Source organism: Metabacillus idriensis (genome assembly GCF_050483325.1).
GTDB lineage: Bacteria > Bacillota > Bacilli > Bacillales > Bacillaceae > Bacillus_P > Bacillus_P idriensis_A.
In genome coordinates, this window is record NZ_JBCMYF010000030.1 from 137,150 (window position 1) to 161,535 (window position 24,386).

Below are 24,386 nucleotides of genomic sequence, written 5' to 3' on the forward strand. Positions count from 1 at the left end.
TTGAATGGGGCGCTTTCTTACAAAAGGATACAAATATAGATTTTGTTAATCTAAATAATACGAACTATTTGGAGAAAAGCAAAAAACACCAAAAGAAATTTAGGATGAGGTCTCTTCAGCACCCTTACACATTATTGGGGGGTCTTTCTATTAATTACTGAATTGGGGGTATATATTTATGTCAAAAAATTATGAATTAGCTACTTTTGCTGGTGGATGTTTTTGGTGTATGGTTCAACCATTTGATGAGTTACCTGGCATTATAAAAGTAGTTTCTGGTTATACAGGAGGGCATAAGGACAATCCGTCCTATAATGAAGTATGCTCTAATACAACTGGCCACTATGAGGCAGTCCAAATCACATACGATCCGAACATTTTTCCGTATGATAAGCTGTTAGAGCTTTTTTGGCAGCAAATTGATCCGACTGATGCACATGGTCAGTTTAATGATCGAGGGGAGTCCTATAAAACAGCCATCTTCTATCATAATAAGGTACAAAAACATTTAGCAGAAGAATCTAAGCAAAAATTAGAAAATAGTAAAAAATTTCAAAAGCCAATTGTAACAGAAATTAAAGAAGCCTCTGTGTTTTATCCAGCAGAAGAAAATCATCAACACTATTATAAAAAACATTCCTACCACTATAATAATTACAAAGAAGGTTCTGGAAGAGCACAATTTATTCGGGAAAATTGGAATGAATGATATGGTAATTGTAAATATAAAAGAACAAAACTTTATAAGTGAAACAAAATAATGGATTGTTTCTCGCGGAGTTCAATTAAACCCTAGTATTGGTGGGGCTCAATAGGGTTGATGGGGTATCATTTTTAAAAATGGGTATATCAAACTATTCCAAATGGAACCACTTTAATAATTGTATAGTATTGCCATCTAGAGAAGACAAGCTGTCTTCTCTTATTTTTATCTATGAGTAACTCCAGTTTCTCTGACTTAGTTGTAAAAATTAGGGAGGAAATTAAACCTCATCATTCTTAAAATATAAAAGTACAAATAAAATAATCTAAAATCAAATCAGTCAAATAAAGTCATGTTTTTAGTATAGGGTTAAGCTATTTAAAGGTTTAAATACCATGCATTATGAAACTGTTGAAGTAAGTAATCAAGTAACAAATCATCTAGAATAAAGAGCGAAGAAAGGGGGAATTTTTATTAACTCGGTCGTAAAAGCTCAGAAAGGAAATGAAATTGCTTTTTCAGAGTTACTCAAAAAACATAAACGGCTACTTATTAAAGTTGCTTATAAAGATTCACAGATCCAATAAACCCATTTATGAAGTGAACAATTAGATAAACTACTTAACGACATGTTCTAGGGGAAGATGTATTTTACGTTTTAACCTTAATTAATCAAGTTTTAAAAGAAAAAAAGAAATATCTTTAATCCCATGCAACAATTCGACAATATCTGTGGTTATATGTAATGCGAAGGAGGGTGGTTTATGGAAGATGGTAAGATTATTAATAGGCTAAATGAACTTAAAAATAGCTATAATAACCTTAGTAATTTTTCTAATCCCAAAAATATTTCGAAAAAAATATTAAAAAGCAACTACCGGAATATCCAAAGGAAAAAGTACAAGAGATATGGAATATTCTCATTTTCAGCACTGGTAATCATGATGTATTTGTATATATTTTTTTTAATTTTTCAAATTTTAAATGCCGTCATTTGTATGAAATCGTCTCAAACGGATGATATGAATCTACTATTACCACATTTGTATTTTCTTTTATTCCGACCATTATTGCTATGAATCGCCTAAGTTGTTCCCATAGTATCGTTAACATCAAGACCCAACCAGCCACTGCTACTTATTATTATTTTTTAATGAGTAACTTCCAAAAAAATTAAGGAATAGTATTGAAAAATATCCTTAATTAACGATTCTCAGTTTAAGTATTTTTGGTACCCTTCCTACTATGGTAGGCAGCTTCAACATATCATTTAGAGTATTCTTTTTGCGTACTTCTCCACACTTTAATTTAAAAAGCTGAAGACAATCTTCAGCTTTTTTTTGATGGCTCTCCCTATTATTAAGGTCTTAATCTCCTCAAGTAACAGAAATGCGTACCGCTAAATCTCTCTGTAAATTCCTTAAAAGCATTTTAAAACATATTTATATTACCTTTTACTCTTTGAAAAATATGCACTAGTATCCTTCCGTATTTGTTTAGGTAAAGCGCGATCTAGCTCTTCATTCAGCCATGATAATGTCTTTTTACGTAAAAAATTCCGCATACTTTCTTCTGCCTCGAGCATAACTAAGTTAATTGTGCAAGAGGAAGTACCTGAAGAACAGGCAGAACATTCTTTATCTCGATACAGATAGCCATTATTAATTATGTTTTTGCATTGAAATATGGGTTTTTTCCCTTCAACTGCTTTAACTACATCCCAAAAAGAAATTTCTTCTGGTGACTTCGCTAATCTATAACCACCCTTTACACCTGGTACTGAACTTACAATACCTGCCTTAGCTAATTTGCCGAAAATCTTTGAGAGATATGTCTCTGAAATCCCTTGAAAGTCAGAAAGCTCCTTTATTCCGATACTTGAATCTGGTGGAATATCAATTAAATATACAAGGCAATGCAGGCCATATTCAACTCCAACACTATACTGCATGTTAACACCTGCTTCCTAGTCTAAATAGTAATTAATATAATCTTAGGAGTATTGAATTCCAATGTCAAACAGTTCCTTTCTTAGCACATCCATAATTTGGGTTTGACGAAAGTGAGTCAAACGTGTATATTGTCGATATGGTCAATCGTCGATTAAATATGTCGACAATAGGCGTTCAACTTTTTACTTTTAAGGAGAGAAGTATTAATGGATAAAATGCTTGTAATTAATGCTCATCCGAATGGTGATTCAACATCTTCTTTTAGCTTGCAGGTATTCAAACATTTCTTGAAGGTTTATAAGGAACTAAAAAACCCAACGGAGAAAATTGAAAAAATTAATCTTTACAGTGTAGATGTTCCCTCAGTAGACCATACTGTTTTAAGTGCTTGGGGAAAGTTAGCAAAAGGTGAACAGATTACCGATAAAGAGCAAAGAATAACTGAGCGCATGACTAAGATATTACATCAATTTAAAAGCGCAAATAAGTATGTCATCGTTATGCCAATGCATAACTTCAACATACCTTCAAAACTAAAAGATTATATGGATAACATTCTTATTGCTCGCGAGACTTTTAAATACACGGAAAATGGATCAGTGGGTTTATTAAAAGATGGCCGAAGCATACTTGTTATACAAGCAAGCGGAGCAGTGTACACAAATAACGATTGGTATACTGAGGTTGAATACTCTCATAAATATCTGAAATCAATGTTCAACTTCATGGGACTTGAAGATTATCAAATAATTAGGGTCCAAGGGACAGCAGTGCTGAATCGCGATGAGATTTTAGAAAAAGCATACAAAGAAGCTGAAGAAGCTGCCACGCATTTATCGAAATTAAAAACATTAGATTAACTAGCGACAATTTTGCGCTATTTTTTCAGATAAGAAACTAATTCATAAAAACACTGATAAATTTAGGAGGTCATTAGAGTGGAAAGAATTGATTATTATAATGTAGCACCAGAAGCAATTAAAATTTTAATGGAAATGGAGAAATATACTAAAACTTCAGGAATTGACCGTAAACTTCGTGAACTTATAAAAATTAGGGCATCTCAAATAAATGGCTGTGCATACTGTATTAACATGCATACAGCTGATGCTAGAAAAATGGGGGAAACAGAGCAGCGCTTATACTGTATCAGTGCTTGGCAAGAATGTACGTTTTACTCAGATGCAGAAAAGGTTGCTCTAGAGCTGACTGAACATGTGACTTTGATTTCGAATATGCGTGTTCCTGATGAACTTTATAATCGTGTAAGGGAACATTTCAATGAAAAGGAATATGTAAATCTTGTTATTTTAATCAATCAAATTAATAACTGGAACAGGATTTCTATTTCTATGGGAAATGTTGCGAATTAAACAAATCAAATAACTATTGTCCCTAGAGAAAATTTAATATTAAACCGGCGCACATCCTAGAATATGGATTGCGCTTTTTTATGTAATACCTTATTGATGCTTAAAGACAGAAATTTTGCGAATTCCAGTTATCATTCCTCAATAAAAATGTCCTATTCTTCAGTTTCTAAACAAATACTTTTTCCTTCTGAATTTTCTTTTAGCTTTTAAACCGATGAGTAACTCGAATACCTCCATTGTTACATAGACGTGATCATTTTATTTGCATACTACTAGAGATAAGACAGTTGGGGTGAACTATATTTCAATTAGTTATAAAACTTCAATTAGATTAAAAAATCATTAAAGAAGAAAAAAACAAATAATAAGCTTAACAAAGTGGAATAATAATTTAAGGAAAATAAAAATATAGTTTACTTTTGGAGAATTTTCTATGTACTTGTAATAACTTTTAACAATGACAATCACCTTAATGCTACATTTGCTTTGATAAAAGATAAGAATGTTCCAGCTAAAAGCATGTCACACCAAGAATTAAGAATCTAACGTAGTGTGAATACATTTTTTGATAGTAAGTATGATAAATGCCGACACTTTATAGGGAGAAACATGTGGATGTTTAAGAAAAAAAATGATCAGAAGCCCATAGTAAACAACAATACATTTAATGATGTGATGAATTGTGCTAGAAAATCCAATGACTTTACAGAAATAAAAAAACATGTATTAGGATCCGTGATATTCATATATTACTTTAATACATTAATTAACGGTGAGACAATGCAGCGAGTCTTGCTTCCTTATATTACTGAATACGAAAAGAATCAGGATTCATTTCTAGATATAGGTAAATTCCAAAACAATCTACCTCTTGAGGATGTAGTTAAAACTATTGATGTAAAAGAAATTGAAGATAAGATTCATAATGGCTACGTATTGATTAAGTTTGATAATACATTAGATGAATGTCTTTTAATAAACATAAGTAATTTATCTAAAGGTGCTAGGGAATTTAATGATTCAGAAAATGAGTTTAGTGTTATTGGACCTAAAGTGGGCTTTGTTGAAAATTTAGATACTAATATTAATATTCTGCGCAGAAAAGTAAAATCACCATTACTTGTTACTGAAGAATTAGTTCTTGGCACAATGTCCAAAACAAGAATCATGATTGTCTATCTAGATGGAGTAACTAATAAAAAACACATTGAAACGGCCAGAAAAAGACTAAATGAAATAGACTTTGATATTGTCTGGGATACGACGGCTTTAGATCAAATAATTAGTGATAATTCTAATACTCCTTTTCCTCTTTATTTATCTACAGAGAGGTTAGATAGAATTGCTTATGCTCTTACTGTTGGTCAGGTAGTTATATTCAGTGATGGCTCGCCTTACGCAATTTCAGGACCTTCTACAATACTCGATTTTTTTGTCTCGTCAGAAGATTATTATTATAACTGGGTTATTGGTTCATTCTTCCGCTTAATTCGTATACTTTGTATCTTCTTTTCGATATTTTCTTCATCGCTCTATGTTTCGGTAGTAACTTTTCATTACGAAATAATACCAGTGGATTTATTAGGGCCAATAATTGAGTCCAGAGTAAATGTACCGTTTCCACCTTTATTGGAAGTTGTTTTTTTAGAAGTAACAATCGAACTATTGAGAGAGGCAGGAGCTCGTTTACCTACAAAGATAGGACAAACATTGGGGATTGTGGGAGGTATTGTAATTGGACAAGCAGCAGTTATGGCATCACTAACGAGTAATATCTTGTTAATAATTGTAGCCCTGTCAGCTCTAGCTTCATTTACGACACCAACTGTAACTATGTCTAACACCATTCGATTATTAAGATTTCCATTCATTGTTATGTCATCCATTCTAGGTGGGTTGGGTATTATGATAGGTATTATTTTAATGCTATGCCATTTGTTTAAATTAAAGTCTTTTGATACCCCTTACATGGTTCCTTTATATCCATTTCGAATCAAAAGTTTTAACGACAGTTTTATTAGATCACCTTATGAAAAATTAAACGTAAGGGCTGATTTTTTAAAAACTGAAAAAAAATTAAAATATATTCCTAAAAAAAGGAATGAAAAAAGGGAGGATATAAATGACGAATAACACATTAATTAGAATTGGTTGTGTTGTTCTATTTTTTTTCCTATCAGGATGTATACCTAAAAGTATTGTTGATGAGGTTTCATTAATGCATTATGTGGGATTTGATAGAGAAAATAGCATGTTAAAGGGAGTTGTCGTGTATCCTAATTATGCTCAGAAAAATAATTCTTCCTTAATTACGGCAAATGCTAGGAACCCATCTAGTTTGAAAATGGAGCTTGGTCATAAATCTCAATATAATGTCGAAATGGGCCAAGTGAGGGTAATTGTTTTCGGAGATGAACTTAGTAGATATGGTTTATCACAAATGTTAGACGCAATCTGCAAAGATCCAAAGTTTGGTATTGCAAGGATTGCAATTTCAAGTGGCTCTTCAAAAGATGTCCTTGAAAAAACACTTAATGAGAGTCCACTCTACTTAATAGATTTACTTGACGAAAGTATGGAGAGTGAAGGAATTCCAATTACTGACCTTCATACAATGTATGATCAATTTTTTGGCAGCGGGATAGATATGTACTTTCCAAACCTTAATTTAGATTCTGATGGAAAGATTATAGTTGATGGGATGGCGATTTTTAAGAAGAATAAATTGCAATATAAGATATCCGATAAAGAGGCATTATTATTGAAGTTACTGACCGATAAAAACAAAAGAGGCACATACGATTTTAATCTAAGCAAAAATGATCATAATACCAATATTGGAGTAGAGACTCTCTATGGAAAACATAAAACAAATATTATTAATGAAAATCATGAAGAAAAGGCAAAAATAAACCTTGTTCTAAATATAGAACTTGAAGGATTACCCGATTGGGTTGTTTTGAAAAAAGAAAATGATTATACATCACTTAAATATAGCTTACAGAAATCAATTTCAAGCGAAGCTGAATCACTTCTTAGGACTTTCCAAGCAAATGAAGTGGATCCTGTTGGTTTAGGTAGAATACATAGGACTAAACATAAAAACTGGTCAGAGAATGATTTTTATGAAAATATATATCCTAAAATGACGTTCGAAGTAAATACAAAAGTTATAATTAGACAAGCTGGAGTTGGAAAATAGTGAACATTAAAGTAAAAGAACAATTTCAAGTTTCGACTTTCTTTACATTCTTTTTAATTCATGCTTCACAGACTGGTATTGGTATTTTAAGCTTCCAAAGCCAAATTAGTAAGGATGCTCAACAGGATGCTTGGATTTCTCTAATTATATCTGGAATTACAATTCATATAATACTCTTTATTATCTTTAAGCTGTTAGATGATAATAACAATGATTTAGTAGCTGTTAATTTACATTGTTTTGGAAAGATAATAGGCAATTTATTGTCTATTTTAGCGCTAGTGTATTTTTGGTTGGCTACATTAACAGTTTTTCGAACTTACATCGAGGTAATTCAGGTTTGGGTGTATCCTACAATAAAAACCTGGCAGCTTTGCATCATATTTGGAATTACGCTTTATTACTTAGTATCAAGTGGTTTTCGAATTTTAGCTGGTTTTAGTTTTTGGGGAGTGGTTATACCATCTTTCTTATTTGTCCTAATTTATTTCCCCATAAAACATATGAATCCTATTTACTTACAGCCGGTTTTCAGCCATTCTTTCGGGGAGCTGCTGCTTTCCGCCAAAGCTTCCACATTTTTATTTCTAGGTTTTGAATGGATTTTAATGTATTACCCTTTTATTAAAAATCCAAAGGGAATTTCTAAATGGGCGCATTTAGGAACTTTATATACTCTTATTGTTTATTTAATTATAACATTTGTATCATTTCTTTATTTTAATCAAGAGGTAATACAACAACTACCGTGGGCTACTCTGATGATGGTGAAAATCGTTCAATTTTCTTTTATGGAAAGGTTTGAATATGTCTTTATATTTATTTGGGTATTCGTAATTATCCCTCCAATGTGTATATCATTATGGGCATGTACAAGAATAGCAAAAAGAACATTTTCAGTTCCTCCTAAAGTTTCTCTAGTGCTTTTTCTCTTTATATTAATTATTACTGCAGTAAGCTTAAAGGAATTTAAAAGTATAGAAAAGCTCAGTAATTTTACCTCCGATGTAGGATTCGGATTTATTTATGTATATATTCCTTTCCTTTTTATTGTAAAAACAATAATAGAAAGTTTTATAAAGAATAGAGAGAGATAAGTGCTGATAAATCCTATTTAAATTCCTTTTTTGAGGTAAGAAAATTAATTTCGCCTGAGGACAATAACTTGACACTTACCTATTAGTAAGTTAATATTCGGATATGGATAATAGAAAAAAACAAATTATTGATTTAGCAATAAAATTAGTACAAAAAAAAGGGTATGTAGGGTTCAGCTATGATGACATATCTAAACAACTTGGCGTAACCAAGGCAAGTATTCATTATCATTTTGAAAAAAAGGAGGATTTAGGGGTTGCCATTACCGAACATCTTGCGAAAAGCTTGCAAACCTTTTTATTGATTAATGCATCGGATTCGGTGGAAGAGAAGCTAAAGAAGTTTATTCTACAGGCTGAACGGTTCGAATGTACTGAAATTTGTCCAATTTCTTCATTGCAGACGGATTTTAATTCTTTACCAGATATCGTACAAAAAAAAATTGTGGAAGTCAGCAGATTAGAACTCTCAATAATGAAAGAACTTGTTGCAGAGGCCCAAACTGAAAAAATCTTAAACGATACTGATGACATACAATCTGTGGCGGTTTCTATATTATCTAGCATTAAGGGAGCATTATTATACCGACGTGCTTTGGGCGATGATATCCTAGCCGGAGTAATAGATCAAATAAACCTTAATTTAAGAAAATCTTAAAATCGGTTTTTGCGAGCGGAACTTACCTATTAGTTAGTAAATTTTTTCGGTAATATAATTTAATTGAAAAATGAAGCGTGAACTTCATCATGCCTTGGCGTTTAAATAATATGGTAAATACATTATTACAGATTCAGGATCCGGTGGACTCTTGTTATTATGCAAGTGTAAGAAAAGGAGGTGAAAGACACCAAAATCGCAAACGGAATAATATTATTCGAGAAGAAAAAACCTGCTGTGTAATCAGGAATTATTCAGTTAAGCTAAACGAATTGGATCGAAATTATTTTACCTGAGGATTTAGTGTTTGGTATTAAGTAGCGTCCACGATTTCCGATAGGGAGTTGACTATGAATGAAAATGAAAAAAAGTGCTTTATTTTTATTAGCAAGTGCACTAGTAGTACTTGCTGGATTTTCTTTCTACGGTTCGAATCAACAAGCCGAGATAGCGAAGGCTCAAAATACTTTAACTAGTGAAAATTCGAATTCGTCTACTGACACTGCTATTTTTGCTGGCGGCTGTTTCTGGCATATGGAAGAGGCATTCGAAATGCTTAAAGGGGTTGAGAGAGTATATACCGGTTACACGGGAGGGCACGTGAAAAATCCAACCTTTAATGAAGTCGGTTCCGGAACTACGGGACATTTCGAAGCAGTAGAAGTTCATTATGACCCTAATGTTGTATCGTATGACGAGTTGCTACAGACTTTCTGGCGTAACATCGATCCTACAGATGCAAGCGGTCAATTTGGTGATCGCGGCACCCCTTATGAATCCGGTATTTTTTTCACGAACAATGAACAAAAAGAGGCTGCCGAAGCATCTGTAAAAGAGTTAGAAGATTCAAAGCGGTTTGAAAAACCAATTGTAACGAAAATCGATGCTGCAACAACTTTTTACAAAGCCGAGTCAGAACATCAAAATTATTATGAAAAAAGTTCGTTGAGCTACCAAATGAGTGAGCTTTTATCCGGGCGTGATGAATTTTTGGATGATGCTTGGGGGAAAGAACGCGAAGTGAAAATTAGTGACAAAAAAGCAACTTATAGCGACGAGCAAGCAACGTATGACGTCTTTAACAAAGAAGAAAAGCTAAGAGCGCTAACTAAACTCCAATTTAACGTAACTCAAAACGAAATAGATGAGACGCCGTTTAAAAACGAATATTGGGATAATGAAGCAGATGGTATTTACGTAGATATTGTTTCGGGCGAGCCTTTGTTCAGTTCCAAGGATAAATTTGATTCAGGTACAGGCTGGCCTAGTTTTACAAAGCCTATCGATGGAGGTTATGTTGTATTGAAAGAAGAAAGCGGGTTCCTTTCTTCGAGAACCACTGCAAGAAGCCTTATTGCTGATTCCTACTTGGGTGATGTGTTTAGTGACGGACCGAAACCAATAGGACTAAGGTACTGCATTAATTCAGCGGCATTGAAGTTTATACCAAAAGATAAACTTGAAGAAAGTGGATATGACGATTATTTAAAGCTGTTTAAAAAATAGTACCAGCAGTATCATTTACAGTTTCATGACGAAAAATATAATTGTAATCATTTGGATAATTTTAGAGGGGGTAGCGAATTGAAAACAAGTGACGATTTTAACAAAGAAGAAAAGCTCAAGGCGCTGACTAAACTCCAATATAACGTAACTCAGAAGGGCGCAGATGAGTTGCCGTTTAAAAACGAATATTGGGACAATGAAGAAGAAGGTATTTACGTTGATATTCTTTCAGGCGAGCCTTTGTTTAGCTCAAAGGATAAATATGATGCAGGCACGGGCTGGCCTAGTTTTACAAAGCCTATAGATGGAAACAATGTTGTATTAAAAGAGGAAAGAGGATTCCTTTCTAGGAAAACCGTAGCTAAAAGCCGTAATGCTGATTCCTACCTCGGCGATGTGTTCGATGATGGGCCAAACCCTAACGAACAGCGGTTCTGCATTAATTCAGCGGCTATGAAGTTTATTCCGAAAAGCAGGCTTGAAGAAAATGGATATACCGATTATATGAAGTTATTTAAAAAATAGTACCTCAATATTTTTTACTTTTTCATGATTAAATTATAACTGTAAACATGAGGAGATATAAAAATAAGAAGAGATTTTGTATATCACTAATATAATGTTGAACATGATTGATTTCTAGACCTGCTTTCAAAATGGTCTTAGGACAATCGTATGGTAGTCCCTGAAGGTTTTAACACCAGCCTTTATTGATTATGCAATACAAAAACAGCAGTCAAAAACTATATTTGACTGCTTTATTTGATAAATAACAATAGTAGAAAAGCATTTGAGGAGATTAGAATGAAACAACAATCATGGCTGATCAATTCATTATTGTGTAGCGCAATAGTAGTAGGGTTAGTGTGGTTTAGTCATAAGGTTTTGCATCTGGCTCCAGAAGAGATAAGGGGTTGGATTTTATCCTTTGGCTCTGCTGCTCCCGTATTGTTTATCCTTATTTACACAATACGTCCTTTGATTCTTTTCCCAGCCTCTATCATGTCGTTAGCAGGCGGATTGGCTTTTGGACCTATTTGGGGAACCTTTTATACGATCATTGGCGCCACGCTTGGCGCAGTGCTATCTTTTGGGTTAGCCCGAGTTTTAGGTGAAAACCTGTTCCGTGTAAGGCTGGAGAAATGGAGGAAGCTTGAAACACAATTACGGGAGAAGGGCTTTCTCTATATTTTGCTGCTTCGACTGATTCCCGTATTCCCCTTTGATCTGGTCAGCTACGCGGCAGGTATTTCGAAAGTGAAGTTTTGGGCATTTCTGTTCGGTACACTACTGGGAATCATTCCTGGTACGTTTGCATATAATTTTCTCGGTTCCAGCTTTTTTCAAGGAAAGACGCTATACTTGATCATTGCAGTGACCGTGTTTATCCTCGTCACAACGATCCCTTTATTTCTTAAAAAACGAATGATAAAAAGTTCATAAACGGAAGGAACGCTTACTTTACCCTGCGCCGTGTGCCAATCACCGATACCGCAGAAGCGGTGAATAAGGTACTAAATGAGAAGCAAGCTGGCAAAATATTTGTTGTAATTCTTATAAATATATTTAATACCATTTTTCTGATAGTTATCATCCCTAAGTATGTGCCGAAAAGTAACCATTTCTTTGTACCTGTCACCGTTTCTATTTATGTGACCAATTAGACACTGGTGGTTCATTCAACCAATTTTTCCTTATTAATAACTTCAGCCCTTTCTCTGAGTAGTCTTCAACCATTTTGATTAGTTCCTTTAAAGAATCAATATGATCCTTTTTATAACTGGATACCACTGCATTTTGTAGATTGCTTATACCTACTGGATTTAGAAACATTATCAAGTTTGCCATTAATTTATCTGAAAAAGGTGATTCCTTTACTTTATTAACGTGAGCCTCTAGTCCAGTTGTAGTTGGAATTCCATTTTCCCTATAGATATCGGATAAAGAGGCTGATTGATAAAATGCCAACTTTTTCCCTTCTAGTATAAATTTCTTTGTGTCCATATCCTCTACGACTTCAGAAAAACCGATACAAAGAGCAACCCCAACATTGTTACATTGAAGGGAACTGAACATATTTGCCAATTCTACCGCATTAAGTGGCCGTTGCTGAGTTGATGCAACTTTGAATAGTTTCCCATTCCTTTCATCTGTTTTTTTGTAAGAGAAGGAATTTTTTTGTAATAAATCTTTTTCATCAAGCAATTTTAATAAAGAAAAATCTAATTGAACTACATCATTGAGCAGTTTTTTATAAAAATTTTTTACTTTATAATCTGTTAATTCAACATATTGAACAGCTAGCGCTCGCAATCCATTACTCGTTATATGCTTTAAGATCTCTATAATTAATTGGTCAGAAAATAGCTTTGCTGTTGAACTATATAAATCATCTTCACTGAAAAACGGTGTATCTTTATAACCTTCTTCAGACAATAAATGAGTTGCCTCTTGTTCTTGATATGTAGAAATTTTATACATTTCATTTAAAATATTCTTTAAATCAGTATCCTTTGAAGTTTCAATAAGATATTTTATTAATAAATTGATCATGTTTGAACTTGATTGTAAGTACCAAAGGGAACCTAATTCATTTACGTTCATTTTTATACCCCCTAAAGATCAAATTTCTTTTTATAGTTTGTCAATTAAATTTTTGATTATTCATGAATCAGCAATTCTTTCTAAATACATGGAAATCGTTGCGTGCGGGCTGGGGCGCAGTACATTGAAGGTATTAAAAAATCACTGAAATTTATCTGACAAAGAATCAGCATTTGGGATTATTACTATACCTAAGTGTTCTAGTCGATGATGTATTCTTTGTTATACTAAACCAAAAAAATCGGTGCTTAAAAACTCATGAGAACCTGTTATTTCAAAAACTTATCTACTAGTAAGTGAGAAATCTGATAATGAGTATAAGTTTAATGTGCAGGTAAAATGTTTAAATCTTCATTCCATTATCGACCATAATAAAAATTCAGTGTATCTATAAATTGATTATATAAAAATTCATTATCGAAAGCAGGGATTACTGTAATGAAAAGAATGTTATTGGTTTCGCTTTTGATGTCGAGTGGGGCTACCTTTATTACTCCATTATTTCCTTTGTATAGTGAGACTTATCAAATGAACAGTTTGCAAATCACGATTTTGTTTGCCATTTATGCTGCTTTCCTGTTGCCGACTTTGCTTGTCACTGGAAACAAAGGCAGCACTTGGGGATTAAAGAGGGTTGTTCGCAGCAGCATATGGATTTCTATCATATCTACCTTATTCTTCCTGGGAAGCATAGATGACTGGATGCTCTATGTCGCCAGGTTACTGGAGGGTATCGCTTACGGAGCCTTTACAGGTACAGCTGTTGCTTTTCTCATGAAGCTAACTCCTCCAAATAAAGTGAGTACAGCTATCAAGTTATCGGGAGTCACGATTCTCGTTGGTTTTGGTCTGGGACCAGCTATCGCAGGGTTAATCTTGCAATATTTACAGCTTCAGCCACTTCAATTGCCATTTGGGATTCTGCTCGTCCTGCTCATTATTACGCTCATCATCCTGGAAACAATTCCAAAAGATGTTGTTTCCCATGAGCAAACACGTGTAATAACGAAGATATCACTTGGTGTACCTAGCAATATTCGTTCTCATTTTTGGTCAATGGTCGGATTGCCTATCTTTACTGTTTTCACAATACAAGGAATAGCGTTTTCCCTTATTCCTACTTTCGTCAAAAATGTCATTCATACTTCTAACCTCTCCGTTTCTGGATTGATCATTTTCGTGCTTCTCAGTGGAGCGGCTTTAGCTCAATTCATACCTTGGCCGAGTCATCCAGTTACACGTATCCGATTTGGCACCCTGCTTCTTGCGATCGGGTCATGGGTTATTGTTTCTTCTGGTCTTACATCAAGTTTGGCATTACTCTGGACAGGCATTATCATCCAGGCTATCGGCGGCGGATGGACTTTTCAAATTGCGTTACGATTTGCCGGACAGTTACCGGAACCAAAAGCGCGGCCACGAGTCATTTCGGCTTTTTATTTTTGCGCTTATTCTGGATTTATCGTTCCGGTTATTGGAGTCGGAGCGCTTACTCAATTTTTCAATTTAAACTTTTCGCTGATCGTGCTAAATTTGTTTGCGGCACTCATTGTTGTTTATGTGCTAATGTATTCCGTCAAATTTAATCGCGATTTTTCGGTAAGTGAGTGATTCGTCACTGGTGTGTCTAAAGCAACTTTTTATGTGGAAATTAAAAGAAACGTGCAAACAACCTAGAATATTTTTTGCTTATAATGAATGACTCAACTATATTTTTACTATAATGAACTTCAAAAAAATCTATGCGAGAGCTGCTGAGGGCAGCTCTTTTTTATGTGTACTTAAACTATGAAGGTCCTATAGAAAAGGTGTTATTATTAAAGTTTTTCGCATTTTCCAATTTTCAACAATCGGGCACAATCCCAATTTAGGGTGTCACAATGTCTTTCACACTTAATCCATTCGTGTTTCTACTATTATATAGTCGTAAGGCTTCTTCTCTATTCTTTTTTGGTTGTGAAGGACACCCATGTGTTTACCTATCGATTTTGCTCTTTCTCTGACTTCAGTTGTTCAACAATTCCTTATCATTTAGTTTTAATTATAAACAGCAAATATATTTTAAAAGAGCAGTGAGAACTGCTCTTTTCGATTGTTGAAAGTCTGATGTCAGCTGCTGTTAAGATGTTCCATTACAAATATAGTTGTTAAATAACGCTGTTAAGGGATAAAAAAAACACATCGTTAGTATAGTAAAAAGCTTATTTCTTATATGGACTGATCATCCTTTATTATCCATTTATAATATTGATTGATACGATCAAAAAAGTTGTATTGTCAACATTTCAGAATACTAATACTATTGTGACTAGTAGTTTATAAATTCTAAAGAAGGGATTTGAATCAAGTTATAAACCATTAAGTAGATTTAACTAATTTAATATTGAGAGGAGTTCACATCATCTTAGATCCTGTCTTTCTCTCTTCAAGATTTCCTTATGCTATTTTGTTAATTGGGACAAACAGGTTGATTATGAGAATGAAAGATATTAAAAGACAGCGATGTTTTACAAATTAGGAATTGATTTATTCAGTAATCTTTGAATTTAGAGGCCGTTAATTTTCTATTAAAACAGATATCTCTAGACAAATAACTAGCTAGAAAAAGAAGAAAGTGAATGGTTTATATTTTCAGAATTTATAGTAATTTTGAATGGTGTGTTTACAACGCTTATACAAGGAGGATTCAAATGAAAGGGTTAAAAAGGAGAAAACAAAGTTTAGTAGCATTATTGATGATTTTTCTTTTACTAGGGACATTCTTCCCTGTAAAAGGCGGTGCGGTTCAAAACGGTGGATCGAATCCAACCCCAATGGAAGGAAAGGTGGATCCAAAGGTCATACAGGCCTTTGAAAAAAACAAGTACACGACTGTGATTGTCGTGTTAAAAAATCAAGCGGATGTTGGACAAATCGCTAATCAAGCTCGGGAAGAAGCTAAGAAAGTGAAGGCTACCCGCTATCAAGAGAAACTTCGCGTCCGTTCAACTGTCGTGTCAGGACTACAAACGAACGCTGAACAAACACAGGATCATATCAAGAATTTTATCCGTCAAAAGAAAGCGGAAGGCAAACTGAAGGATGATCAATCATACTACATCGTAAATGCGGTTTCGTTTACATCCTCGAAAGAAGTTTTGCAGGAAATTGCCGCCTTTCCGGAAGTCAGCCATATTTACTTAAACGAACGACACGCTTTGCCGAAACCGAAGACATCTGAAGTCCAAAAAGTGAAAAATGAGCTACCTTGGAACCTGGAAAAAATTCAGGCAAAAAAAGCATGGGAAAATGGGTTGGATGGATCGGGCGTAGTGGTCGCAACGCTTGATACTGGGGTGGACGTAAACCACCCGTCGCTTAAGAAGCAATACCGAGGACTCAATGCGGACGGCACCTTTACACACACCTTCAATTGGCTGGACTTGGTTGGGGATAGTCCTGCTCCAATTGATTCACTTGGACATGGTACACATGTGACAGGGACAATGGTTGGCTATGACCCGGAAACAGGCACGCGTACCGGAGTGGCACCAGGAGCACGCTGGATTGCAGTTAACGCATTTTCAGAAAACGGCGCGCTGGATACAGACTTGCTAAAAGCAGGAGAATGGCTTCTCGCCCCACTGGATGAAAAGGGTACTCCTCATCCAGAGATGGCACCGGACATTATTAATAACTCATGGAGTAGCAGTTCTACCTTGAATGACTGGTTTCGATCGGTTGTGAAGGCATGGGAGGCTGCCGGCATTACACCGGTTTTTGCCGCAGGAAACGACAGCGAATGGACGCCCGTCGGGCCAGGTTCTATAACCAATCCAGCTAATTACCCGGAAACCATTGCAGTTGGCTCAACAAATTCAGCCAACCGAATCTCATGGTTTTCCTTACGGGGGCCTTCTCCGTATGGCGGCAGTGAAATAAAGCCGGATTTGGTTGCACCCGGGGAAGGGATTCTTTCAACCCTTCCAAATAACGAATACGGGTTGTCAAATGGGACTTCCATGGCTGCACCACATGTATCAGGAGCCATTGCCATCTTAAAGCAAATGCAGCCAAACATGCCAATCGACAAGCTGAAAGAAACCTTGTATGCCGGATTGATTCCGTTATCTGATTCACAGTATCCATCTTCCCCAAATGACGCCTATGGGAGAGGGATTGTTGACCTGACAGGTATAGTTAAGAGCGGTTCTAACGGCGTCGGCAGTCTAGCAGGAAAAATAGGTTATAAAGCTGTCGATAAAAAGAAACCAGCAGCCAGCCATGAGCCTTTTCCCTATGCTTATGCGAATGCGCCTTTAAAACTCTCTGTACAAGCCTCTGACGATTTTGCCGTTTCCGCGGTGGAACTTCATTACCAAGTCGACAGAGCACCAGAGCAAACATCAACTGGCACACTTTTTCAAGGCAACTTTAAAAGCGGTTCCTATTCAAGTGAACTCCCTTTAGAACAAATAAGGGGGAAAGAAATGACGTATTACTGGAAAATTACGGACTATGCCGGAAACAGTACGAAAACCGTCCCTGTTCGCCTACCCCTGAAGAAAGGGCTGTCGGTCGGGTATGCAACAGACTTTGAAACAACACCTGTAGGATGGTACAGTACCGGTAGAAACAGTTCGTGGAATTGGGGGAAGGTCATGACACCTGTCCTGAAAGTGCCTTCCGGGACCAAAGCGTACGCTACCTCGATCCCGGACTGGAGAGATAGCATCGATAATTACTGGAGTTATAACTATAACGAGGAATCCATACTAACTATGCCTCCTATCCAAGTCAAGAAAGGAGAAGCGGTATTCCTTAACTTTAAACAGACCTTTGGATTTCCATCCTGGCCCGTCCGAGGGACGGATGATTGGGGCCAAGTGCTCGTTTCTGAAGACATGAAGAACTGGCATGTGGCGAAAACAAACGAAGGGCATTTAGAGACAAAATGGGAAGCCGTTTCGGTCGACTTGTCTTCCTTCTCAGGGAAAACTGTTTATGTAGCTTACCGTTTCCATTCAGACAGTAGTGGGAAAAATTTAGGGTGGTACTTAGACGATGCGGCCATAGAAGCCAAGCCTTCCGGCGACGTCTATCAACCCTCCCAATCAACGACTGCATTTGAACCCTTAGAGGAGGCTACAAGGCAACAAGGCACCCATAAAAAACAAGTTCTCATCCCACTTAGCGCGCACATACAGATTGTTGAAAATGGAAGGCTTTTAGCGACTGATCCAACTGATGGCAGCTTTAGCATGAAGCTCCCAGCAGACGAATACCACCTACAAGCCGAGGCCTATGGCTTTAAGCAAAAGATTCAAACGGCGAGAGTGACGAAAGATGCATTGACCCATGCAGCTATACAGTTATCCCCATTAGATAAAGGTGTCGTCAAGGGAACAGTCAAGAACAGCAAATCCAAAAAAACGATTAAGGGAGCCACGGTGAAACTCATTGAAGACGCCGCTGTCGCCCCGGTAAGAACAGGTGCAAACGGCAAATACTCGCTTACCCCTTTTATAGGAACATATACGCTTGAAGTGAGTGCCCCCTATTTTCATACCTACCGGGAACGGATTGAAATTAAGGGCAATTCCATCCGTTCAATTGATATACACTTAAAGCCTTATATCGGTACAGAAGGTGAAATCAGCTATGATGATGGCTCGGCTGAAAATGTCTTATTGATCTCTGGTGAGGACGAGGCCGCATTAAAAATGTCATTGAAGGATGGACAGGAACAAGCATTGCTGACTGCCGGCCTGTTTTATATCGACCCACGCTGGTGGAATCCGGGCGGGGAAAATTTTCAAGTAGATGTATATGATGCGACTGGACCTGAAGGAGGGCCTGGAAAGAAATTAACGGAATCCATTCCTGCAAAATCGGATGTTGTTCCTGGCTGGGTCAGAGTAGATCTTAGCCCTTACTCCATATACGTACCGAAGGAATATTTCCTTGTATACAGCACCCAAGGTCCAGACCCATATGTGCCGACCCTTGGCTTTGATCTGAGCAGCCCATTCTCTGACCGCTTTTGGAAGCTTTACAAAGGCGACTGGTTTAAAGTAGAGGAAGGGTCGGTGATTGGACCATTTGCAGCAGGTTTAGATGCATCCAATCCGATGATTCGCTCCGTCGTTTCATATGAAAGTAAATAAAGCTGTCAGTTTGAAACTTATTAAGTCAAAAGAAAAGTTATAGTTTGATTAGGGACAGTTCACGTATTTAAGGATAGGTGAACTGTCTCTTTAATTAGAAATCAGATTGTAAGTTTTAAACTGTTAAATGGGAGTTTTGTAAAATATTTCTAATAGTATATTATATGAATTTCACTTTAAAATGGATTTACAGATATCTAAGGGGTGTGTGGTGAATATTGGAATTAAGACAATTAGAACATTTTATGGCACTTTGTGAAGAAATGCAATTTACAAAGACTGCTGAAAAACTAAGAATTGGGCAACCTACTTTAAGCTACCAAATGAAAGCATTAGAAGCCGAACTTGGTGTTCGTTTATTTGATCGTTTAGGGAAGAAAATAGCAATTACAGAAGCTGGAAAAATTCTCCATGAACACTGCAAAAAGGTATTCGCTAATTTAGAAAGTGCTAAAGAACAGATAGAAGAGCTTCAAAATGTAAAAAGAGGAAAACTAGTAATCGGAGCCTTGTCAGGAGATTTAAATCATATTGCATCCACAGTATTATTGGAATTTCATTTCAAATATCCTGATGTACAAATACAGATTTTTTCTTTAGATGATGTGGTTGAAAAGGTTATACAGAATGAATTTAATTTAGCCTTGACGCTTATGCCAGGAAAAGATGAAAGGTTAACAAATATTTCATTATACGAAGAAGAATTTTTCTTAGCTGTACGAAGGGATCATGTTTGGTCAGATAGAAACGCTATAGATTTTAAAGAGATTCAGCATATACCCTTAATATTAAATCCTAAAGGTCACTGTTTTAGGAAATCACTTGATGCTGCGTGTAGTGCTGCAGGAATTCATATCCAACCAATCATTGAATCAACTGATTCAAAGTCAATCTTGAATCTAGTAAAGAAAGGGATAGGTGCTACTATTATATCTAGTACACTTTTTACTCTGGAAAATGAAGGGGTATTGAAGGCAATAAAGATTAAAAATCCAGCTATTATTAGGGAAGTCACCATTGTGCACCATAAACAAAAATACATTGGGACAGCCGCAAAAGGTTTTATTGAATTATTGATTGCTCATGTGAATAAATGCAATGTGGGTGTCTTTAATGAATTATTAGGTATTAAATAATGAAATGTTGTTATCCAACATAATCTCTTATAATGAAAATTGGTTATAAATAAATTATTTCAGCTCACCTGCGAACTTTCACCTTGACACTTACCTATTAGTAAGTTAATATGTGGATATGGAAAATAGAAAAAATCAAATCTTAGACTTAGCAATAAAGTTAGTACAACAAAAAGGATATGTAGGGTTTAGCTATGATGATATATCTAAACAATTAGGCGTGACCAAGGCAAGTATCCATTATCATTTTGAGAAAAAGGAGGATTTAGGGGTTGCCATTACCGAACGGATTACTATTCGCTTACAAAACTCTTTGTTGTCAATTAAAAATTCTTCGGTTTCTGCAGAAGAGAAGTTAAAAAAATTCATTCAACAACAGGCTGAACGGTTCGAGTGGACTGAAATATGTCCGATTTCATCTTTACAGACTGATTATGAATCTCTGCCATATATTGTTCAAAATAAAATTAAGGAAGTCAGTAAATTAGAACTCTCAATTCTTAAAGAAATTGTTGCAGAGGCGCAAAAAGAAAAAAGCATAAATGATTCTGAAGACCTTCAGTTCTTAGCTGTAACTATATTATCCAGCATTAAGGGAGCATTATTATATCGACGTGTTCTGGGCGAGGATGTATTAGTCGATGTACTAAACCAGTTAAACCGTTTCTTAGCAAAATCATAAGAACGGTTTATTTTATAAATAAAACTTACCTTCTAGTAAGTAAGTAAAGTGAACTTTAATTTTTATGAAGCCTATTCAGCCTATTCGGTAAGCAAAAGCGGTATGGCTAGAGTATAAAAAAATCCAGTATTAAGAGGAGTGTCCTAAAAATGATTAAAATGGAAAAGAAATTGTACACGGCTACTGTAAACGTTCAAGGCGGAAGAGATGGCAAAGCGGTTTCCAGCGATCAGAATCTTAATGTGGACTTGAGATATCCCAAGGAATTAGGTGGTAACGGAGCTGGAACCAATCCGGAGCAATTGTTCGCTGCAGGATTTGCGGCATGCTTCGAAGGTGCGATGGGTACTATTCTTAGAAAAAGGAATATTAAAACCGAAGGTATAAAAATTGCATCTCAAGTTACGCTCGGCAAGGATGCGGACGACGGCTATGTTCTAGCAATTACTATGGACATCACTATTAAAGGTGTAGAAACTAGCGTGGCTGAAGAAATCGTTTCGGAAGCTCATAAGGTTTGCCCTTATGCGAAAGCAACTCGTGGCAATATTGAAGTAATATCGAACGTTGTTGGTTAATCAGCGCACAAAGCGTATAAAATAATCCAGTATAAAAAGGAGAGTTCTAAAAATGATTAAAATGGAAAAGAAATTATACACGGCTACTGTAAACGTTCAAGGCGGAAGAGAAGGCAAAGCGGTTTCCAGCGATGAGAATCTTAATGTGGACTTGAGATATCCCAAGGAATTAGGTGGTAACGGAGCTGGAACCAATCCGGAGCAATTGTTCGCTGCAGGATTTGCGGCATGCTTCGAAGGTGCGATGGGTACTATTCTTAGAAAAAGGAATATTAAAACCGAAGGTATAAAAATTGCATCTCAAGTTACGCTCGGCAAGGATGCGGACGAGGGCTATGTCCTAGCAATTACTATGGACATCACTATTAAAGGCGTAGAAACTAGCGTGGCTGAAGAAATCGTTGCAGAAGCTCATAAGGTTTGCCCTTATGCGAAAGCAACTCGCGGCAATATCGAAGTAATATCGAACGTTGTTGGTTAATCAGCGTACAAAGAAGAATATAAAATAATTCAGTATTAACAAGGAGTGTCCTAAAAATGATTAAAATGGAAAAGAAATTATACACGGCTACTGTAAACGTTCAAGGCGGAAGAGAAGGTAAAGCGGTTTCCAGCGATCAGAATCTTAATGTGGACTTGAGATATCCCAAGGAATTAGGTGGTAACGGAGCTGGAACGAATCCGGAGCAATTGTTCGCTGCAGGATTTGCGGCATGCTTCGAAGGTGCGATGGGTACTATTCTTAGAAAAAGGAATATTAAAACCGAAGGTATAAAAATTGCTTCTCAAGTTATCCTCGGCAAGGATGCGGACGACGGTTATGTCCTAGCAATTACTATGGACATCACTATTAAAGGCTTAGAAACTAGCGTGGCTGAGGAAATCGTTGCAGAAGCTCATAAAGTTTGCCCATATGCCAAAGCAACTCGCGGCAATATCGAAGTAATATCGAATGTTGTTGGTTAATTAGCGCAAAGAACTCTTGATCATACTCCACGGGTGCTATGTTCTGCTTCGGCTACCGTTATAATAAAATGATTTTAAAAATGTCAACAATAAATATATAATATACCCTTTGTAAAGGACATTTTTAAAAAATCATGCAACATGGAGAAGATGATTTCTGTACTAAACAGAGATCATCTTCTTTTAGTTCCATTGATATCTGAAAAAGCGTTATAGTACGTCAAATAACTTCTAATTTCTCTATTAATCAGAATTAAATAAGGGGAAGAACCATTCTCCCAAAAACTCAATCCTGTTAATTAACGCTGACCTCCATTAACTTCAAAACTATTACCAATTACTAAAAAAACAACTACACCTGAATGATTTCGATATTTCCACCAAAAACAGTGAGGGAAAATACAAAATCACATAAACCGATAAACAATTTCAAGTTATCTTTCCAAAAAAATCATGAACGCAATTAAATCAAAACTTTTATCATCAAGGATTTTATAGATAAGCCAAATTACGATATGGATGACAAACCAAGCATAGATTACTGAGGTCCAGGCATCCTGCTGAGCACTCTGCTAATATTCCTGTGGAAACTTAACAAAGCTATTTCTGTTTGGGAAGAATGAATCAGGAAAAAAGTGAAAAAAGTCGACACGAGGAATTGTTTATTTACAGTAGTTCACATGCAGAAGTGTATTATCCTTCTCCACTATAAATAAACTGCGTTATTCATTCATTGAATATTCACCCGTATGGGTTATTACAAGGAGAAACATGAGATTCATTTGTAGGTGACCCAAACAATAAAATTATAAAATTTGTTCGACACATTAAATTGTTAATTATATAAAGAAATCAAATAATGACTTCGGAAGAAATACCGAAGTCATCTAGTGAAATTAGGAGAGTGATAAAAACTATTTGTTTATTGGTTTGCTTTTTTAACCCACTCGGCAACAGTTGCTGTACGTTTAGCTTGATGTTTAACTGCAGCCTGTACATCTTCAACCATTTTTCCGTTTTGATCAACGGTTACACTTGTTCCATATGGGTTTCCACCTGCTGAAAATGCTACGGGGTCAGTGTAGCCTGGTGAAGCCACTATAGCTCCCCAATGATACATTGTTGTATATAAGGATAAAATAGTCGCTTCTTGTCCTCCATGTGGATTTTGTGCAGAAGTCATTGCACTCACTACCTTATTCGCAAGCTTTCCACTAAACCAGAGTCCACCAGTTGTATCCAAAAATTGCTTAACTTGACCTGGTACATTCCCAAACCGTGTTGGGACACTGAAAATAATGGCATCTGCCCATTCTAAATCAACTAATGAAACAGGTGGAACACAGGTGGCTTCCTCTACATGAGCTGCCCAAGCAGGATTTGAGGCTATTACCGAATCAGAGGCAAGTTCTGGTATTTTTAATATTTTTACATCTGCTCCTGCTTCTTGGGCACCTTCAGCCGCCCATTTTGCCAGTTGGTAATTTGTTCCAGTTGAACTATAATAGATTACTGCAAGATTAACATTTGACATATTGCAACTCCTTAATTATCAATTTGTTTTAATCATCAATACTAAAAATTCCTTACACCATTTATAAGAATCTCCAACAAAGCATCGGTTTATGTAATTTGATTAAATTGGAAATGGAGGGTTGGTGTCATGTTTAATAAGTAGTGTCTTGTTATTTTATATTTATTTATTTCACTGTGTTTAGTACTTCCTCAAAAGTCAGCTGTTCAAGTTATCCAGGAAGTAAAATATAGAGATTGGTTTATTCAA

General features: G+C 35.9%; 19 protein-coding genes and 1 pseudogene. 17 read left to right on the forward strand and 3 right to left on the reverse strand.

All coding sequences use genetic code 11. The features are described 5' to 3' along the window. Positions 1-178: 178 nt before the first annotated feature. Positions 179-706 (forward strand): annotated as a pseudogene (gene msrA, locus ABEQ24_RS17125) (peptide-methionine (S)-S-oxide reductase MsrA); the annotation flags it as partial. Positions 707-2,150: 1,444 nt separating this feature from the next. On the opposite strand, the gene ABEQ24_RS17130 reads toward msrA (ABEQ24_RS17125), so the two are convergent. After that, positions 2,151-2,654, reverse strand: coding sequence for an RrF2 family transcriptional regulator (locus ABEQ24_RS17130; RefSeq protein WP_430007915.1), 504 nt, complete (start codon positions 2,652-2,654; stop codon positions 2,151-2,153). Positions 2,655-2,861: 207 nt separating this feature from the next. Between ABEQ24_RS17130 and ABEQ24_RS17135 the strand changes: the two genes are divergently transcribed. The 9 genes from ABEQ24_RS17135 (at position 2,862) to ABEQ24_RS17175 (ending at position 11,934) form a co-directional block, all read left to right on the forward strand. Next, positions 2,862-3,515: an FMN-dependent NADH-azoreductase gene (locus ABEQ24_RS17135; protein ID WP_430007916.1), complete on the forward strand. Its 654-nt coding sequence runs from the start codon at positions 2,862-2,864 to the stop codon at positions 3,513-3,515. A 78-nt stretch (positions 3,516-3,593) separates the two neighbouring features. Next, complete coding sequence (locus tag ABEQ24_RS17140) at positions 3,594-4,028, forward strand: carboxymuconolactone decarboxylase family protein (protein ID WP_430007917.1); 435 nt, start codon at positions 3,594-3,596, stop codon at positions 4,026-4,028. Between the two features lie 615 nt (positions 4,029-4,643). Further along, on the forward strand, positions 4,644-6,161 hold the full coding sequence (locus ABEQ24_RS17145; protein WP_430007918.1) for a spore germination protein: 1,518 nt from the start codon (positions 4,644-4,646) through the stop codon (positions 6,159-6,161). Next, positions 6,151-7,230: a Ger(x)C family spore germination protein gene (locus tag ABEQ24_RS17150; RefSeq protein WP_430007919.1), complete on the forward strand. Its 1,080-nt coding sequence runs from the start codon at positions 6,151-6,153 to the stop codon at positions 7,228-7,230. The genes ABEQ24_RS17145 and ABEQ24_RS17150 overlap by 11 nt, the downstream gene beginning before the upstream one ends. Then, positions 7,230-8,327: a GerAB/ArcD/ProY family transporter gene (locus ABEQ24_RS17155; RefSeq protein ID WP_430007920.1), complete on the forward strand. Its 1,098-nt coding sequence runs from the start codon at positions 7,230-7,232 to the stop codon at positions 8,325-8,327. The genes ABEQ24_RS17150 and ABEQ24_RS17155 overlap by 1 nt, the downstream gene beginning before the upstream one ends. 103 nt (positions 8,328-8,430) lie before the next feature. After that, a complete protein-coding gene (locus ABEQ24_RS17160) occupies positions 8,431-8,985 on the forward strand; it encodes a TetR/AcrR family transcriptional regulator (RefSeq protein ID WP_430007921.1) in 555 nt (184 codons plus the stop codon). A 354-nt stretch (positions 8,986-9,339) separates the two neighbouring features. Then, on the forward strand, positions 9,340-10,491 hold the full coding sequence (gene msrA / locus ABEQ24_RS17165; RefSeq protein ID WP_430007922.1) for a peptide-methionine (S)-S-oxide reductase MsrA: 1,152 nt from the start codon (positions 9,340-9,342) through the stop codon (positions 10,489-10,491). Positions 10,492-10,569: 78 nt separating this feature from the next. Next, the gene (msrB, locus tag ABEQ24_RS17170) at positions 10,570-11,016 is read left to right on the forward strand and encodes a peptide-methionine (R)-S-oxide reductase MsrB (protein WP_430007923.1); all 447 of its coding nucleotides are present in this window, start codon (positions 10,570-10,572) and stop codon (positions 11,014-11,016) included. A 279-nt stretch (positions 11,017-11,295) separates the two neighbouring features. Beyond that, positions 11,296-11,934, forward strand: coding sequence for a TVP38/TMEM64 family protein (locus tag ABEQ24_RS17175; RefSeq protein ID WP_430007924.1), 639 nt, complete (start codon positions 11,296-11,298; stop codon positions 11,932-11,934). Positions 11,935-12,135: 201 nt separating this feature from the next. Here the strand turns inward: ABEQ24_RS17175 and ABEQ24_RS17180 are convergent, their stop codons facing one another. Further along, positions 12,136-13,095 carry a DUF3231 family protein gene (locus ABEQ24_RS17180; RefSeq protein WP_430007925.1) on the reverse strand — a complete coding sequence of 320 codons (960 nt, stop codon included), beginning with the start codon at positions 13,093-13,095 and terminating at the stop codon, positions 12,136-12,138. Between the two features lie 438 nt (positions 13,096-13,533). Between ABEQ24_RS17180 and ABEQ24_RS17185 the strand changes: the two genes are divergently transcribed. The 7 genes from ABEQ24_RS17185 (at position 13,534) to ABEQ24_RS17215 (ending at position 22,603) form a co-directional block, all read left to right on the forward strand. Further along, on the forward strand, positions 13,534-14,706 hold the full coding sequence (locus tag ABEQ24_RS17185) for an MFS transporter (RefSeq protein ID WP_430007926.1): 1,173 nt from the start codon (positions 13,534-13,536) through the stop codon (positions 14,704-14,706). Positions 14,707-15,785: 1,079 nt separating this feature from the next. Continuing rightward, on the forward strand, positions 15,786-19,241 hold the full coding sequence (locus tag ABEQ24_RS17190) for a S8 family serine peptidase (protein ID WP_430007927.1): 3,456 nt from the start codon (positions 15,786-15,788) through the stop codon (positions 19,239-19,241). A gap of 218 nt (positions 19,242-19,459) precedes the next feature. Continuing rightward, the gene (locus ABEQ24_RS17195) at positions 19,460-20,377 is read left to right on the forward strand and encodes a LysR family transcriptional regulator (RefSeq protein WP_430007928.1); all 918 of its coding nucleotides are present in this window, start codon (positions 19,460-19,462) and stop codon (positions 20,375-20,377) included. Between the two features lie 118 nt (positions 20,378-20,495). Continuing rightward, positions 20,496-21,059, forward strand: coding sequence for a TetR/AcrR family transcriptional regulator (locus ABEQ24_RS17200; protein WP_430007929.1), 564 nt, complete (start codon positions 20,496-20,498; stop codon positions 21,057-21,059). A gap of 149 nt (positions 21,060-21,208) precedes the next feature. Continuing rightward, a complete protein-coding gene (locus tag ABEQ24_RS17205) occupies positions 21,209-21,637 on the forward strand; it encodes an organic hydroperoxide resistance protein (protein WP_430007930.1) in 429 nt (142 codons plus the stop codon). A 52-nt stretch (positions 21,638-21,689) separates the two neighbouring features. Beyond that, complete coding sequence (locus ABEQ24_RS17210; protein ID WP_430007931.1) at positions 21,690-22,118, forward strand: organic hydroperoxide resistance protein; 429 nt, start codon at positions 21,690-21,692, stop codon at positions 22,116-22,118. A 56-nt stretch (positions 22,119-22,174) separates the two neighbouring features. After that, positions 22,175-22,603 (forward strand): organic hydroperoxide resistance protein, encoded by a 429-nt coding sequence (locus tag ABEQ24_RS17215; protein WP_430007932.1) that lies wholly within the window; start codon positions 22,175-22,177, stop codon positions 22,601-22,603. Positions 22,604-23,525: 922 nt separating this feature from the next. Here the strand turns inward: ABEQ24_RS17215 and wrbA are convergent. Continuing rightward, positions 23,526-24,137, reverse strand: coding sequence for an NAD(P)H:quinone oxidoreductase (wrbA, locus tag ABEQ24_RS17220; protein WP_430007933.1), 612 nt, complete (start codon positions 24,135-24,137; stop codon positions 23,526-23,528). Positions 24,138-24,386 lie beyond the last annotated feature (249 nt).

What these genes read in the sequence shown, in the direction of transcription:
- ABEQ24_RS17200 (WP_430007929.1), top strand. Translation starts at nt 20,496, where the DNA reads ATGGAAAATAGAAAAAATCAAATCTTAGACTTAGCAATAAAGTTAGTA.
- ABEQ24_RS17135 (WP_430007916.1), top strand. Translation starts at nt 2,862, where the DNA reads ATGGATAAAATGCTTGTAATTAATGCTCATCCGAATGGTGATTCAACA.
- ABEQ24_RS17145 (WP_430007918.1), top strand. Translation starts at nt 4,644, where the DNA reads ATGTTTAAGAAAAAAAATGATCAGAAGCCCATAGTAAACAACAATACA.
- ABEQ24_RS17205 (WP_430007930.1), top strand. Translation starts at nt 21,209, where the DNA reads ATGATTAAAATGGAAAAGAAATTGTACACGGCTACTGTAAACGTTCAA.
- ABEQ24_RS17175 (WP_430007924.1), top strand. Translation starts at nt 11,296, where the DNA reads ATGAAACAACAATCATGGCTGATCAATTCATTATTGTGTAGCGCAATA.
- ABEQ24_RS17160 (WP_430007921.1), top strand. Translation starts at nt 8,431, where the DNA reads ATGGATAATAGAAAAAAACAAATTATTGATTTAGCAATAAAATTAGTA.
- ABEQ24_RS17130 (WP_430007915.1), bottom strand. Translation starts at nt 2,654, where the DNA reads ATGCAGTATAGTGTTGGAGTTGAATATGGCCTGCATTGCCTTGTATAT.
- ABEQ24_RS17180 (WP_430007925.1), bottom strand. Translation starts at nt 13,095, where the DNA reads ATGAACGTAAATGAATTAGGTTCCCTTTGGTACTTACAATCAAGTTCA.
- ABEQ24_RS17185 (WP_430007926.1), top strand. Translation starts at nt 13,534, where the DNA reads ATGAAAAGAATGTTATTGGTTTCGCTTTTGATGTCGAGTGGGGCTACC.
- ABEQ24_RS17215 (WP_430007932.1), top strand. Translation starts at nt 22,175, where the DNA reads ATGATTAAAATGGAAAAGAAATTATACACGGCTACTGTAAACGTTCAA.
- wrbA (WP_430007933.1), bottom strand. Translation starts at nt 24,137, where the DNA reads ATGTCAAATGTTAATCTTGCAGTAATCTATTATAGTTCAACTGGAACA.
- msrA (WP_430007922.1), top strand. Translation starts at nt 9,340, where the DNA reads ATGAAAATGAAAAAAAGTGCTTTATTTTTATTAGCAAGTGCACTAGTA.
- ABEQ24_RS17210 (WP_430007931.1), top strand. Translation starts at nt 21,690, where the DNA reads ATGATTAAAATGGAAAAGAAATTATACACGGCTACTGTAAACGTTCAA.
- ABEQ24_RS17190 (WP_430007927.1), top strand. Translation starts at nt 15,786, where the DNA reads ATGAAAGGGTTAAAAAGGAGAAAACAAAGTTTAGTAGCATTATTGATG.
- ABEQ24_RS17150 (WP_430007919.1), top strand. Translation starts at nt 6,151, where the DNA reads ATGACGAATAACACATTAATTAGAATTGGTTGTGTTGTTCTATTTTTT.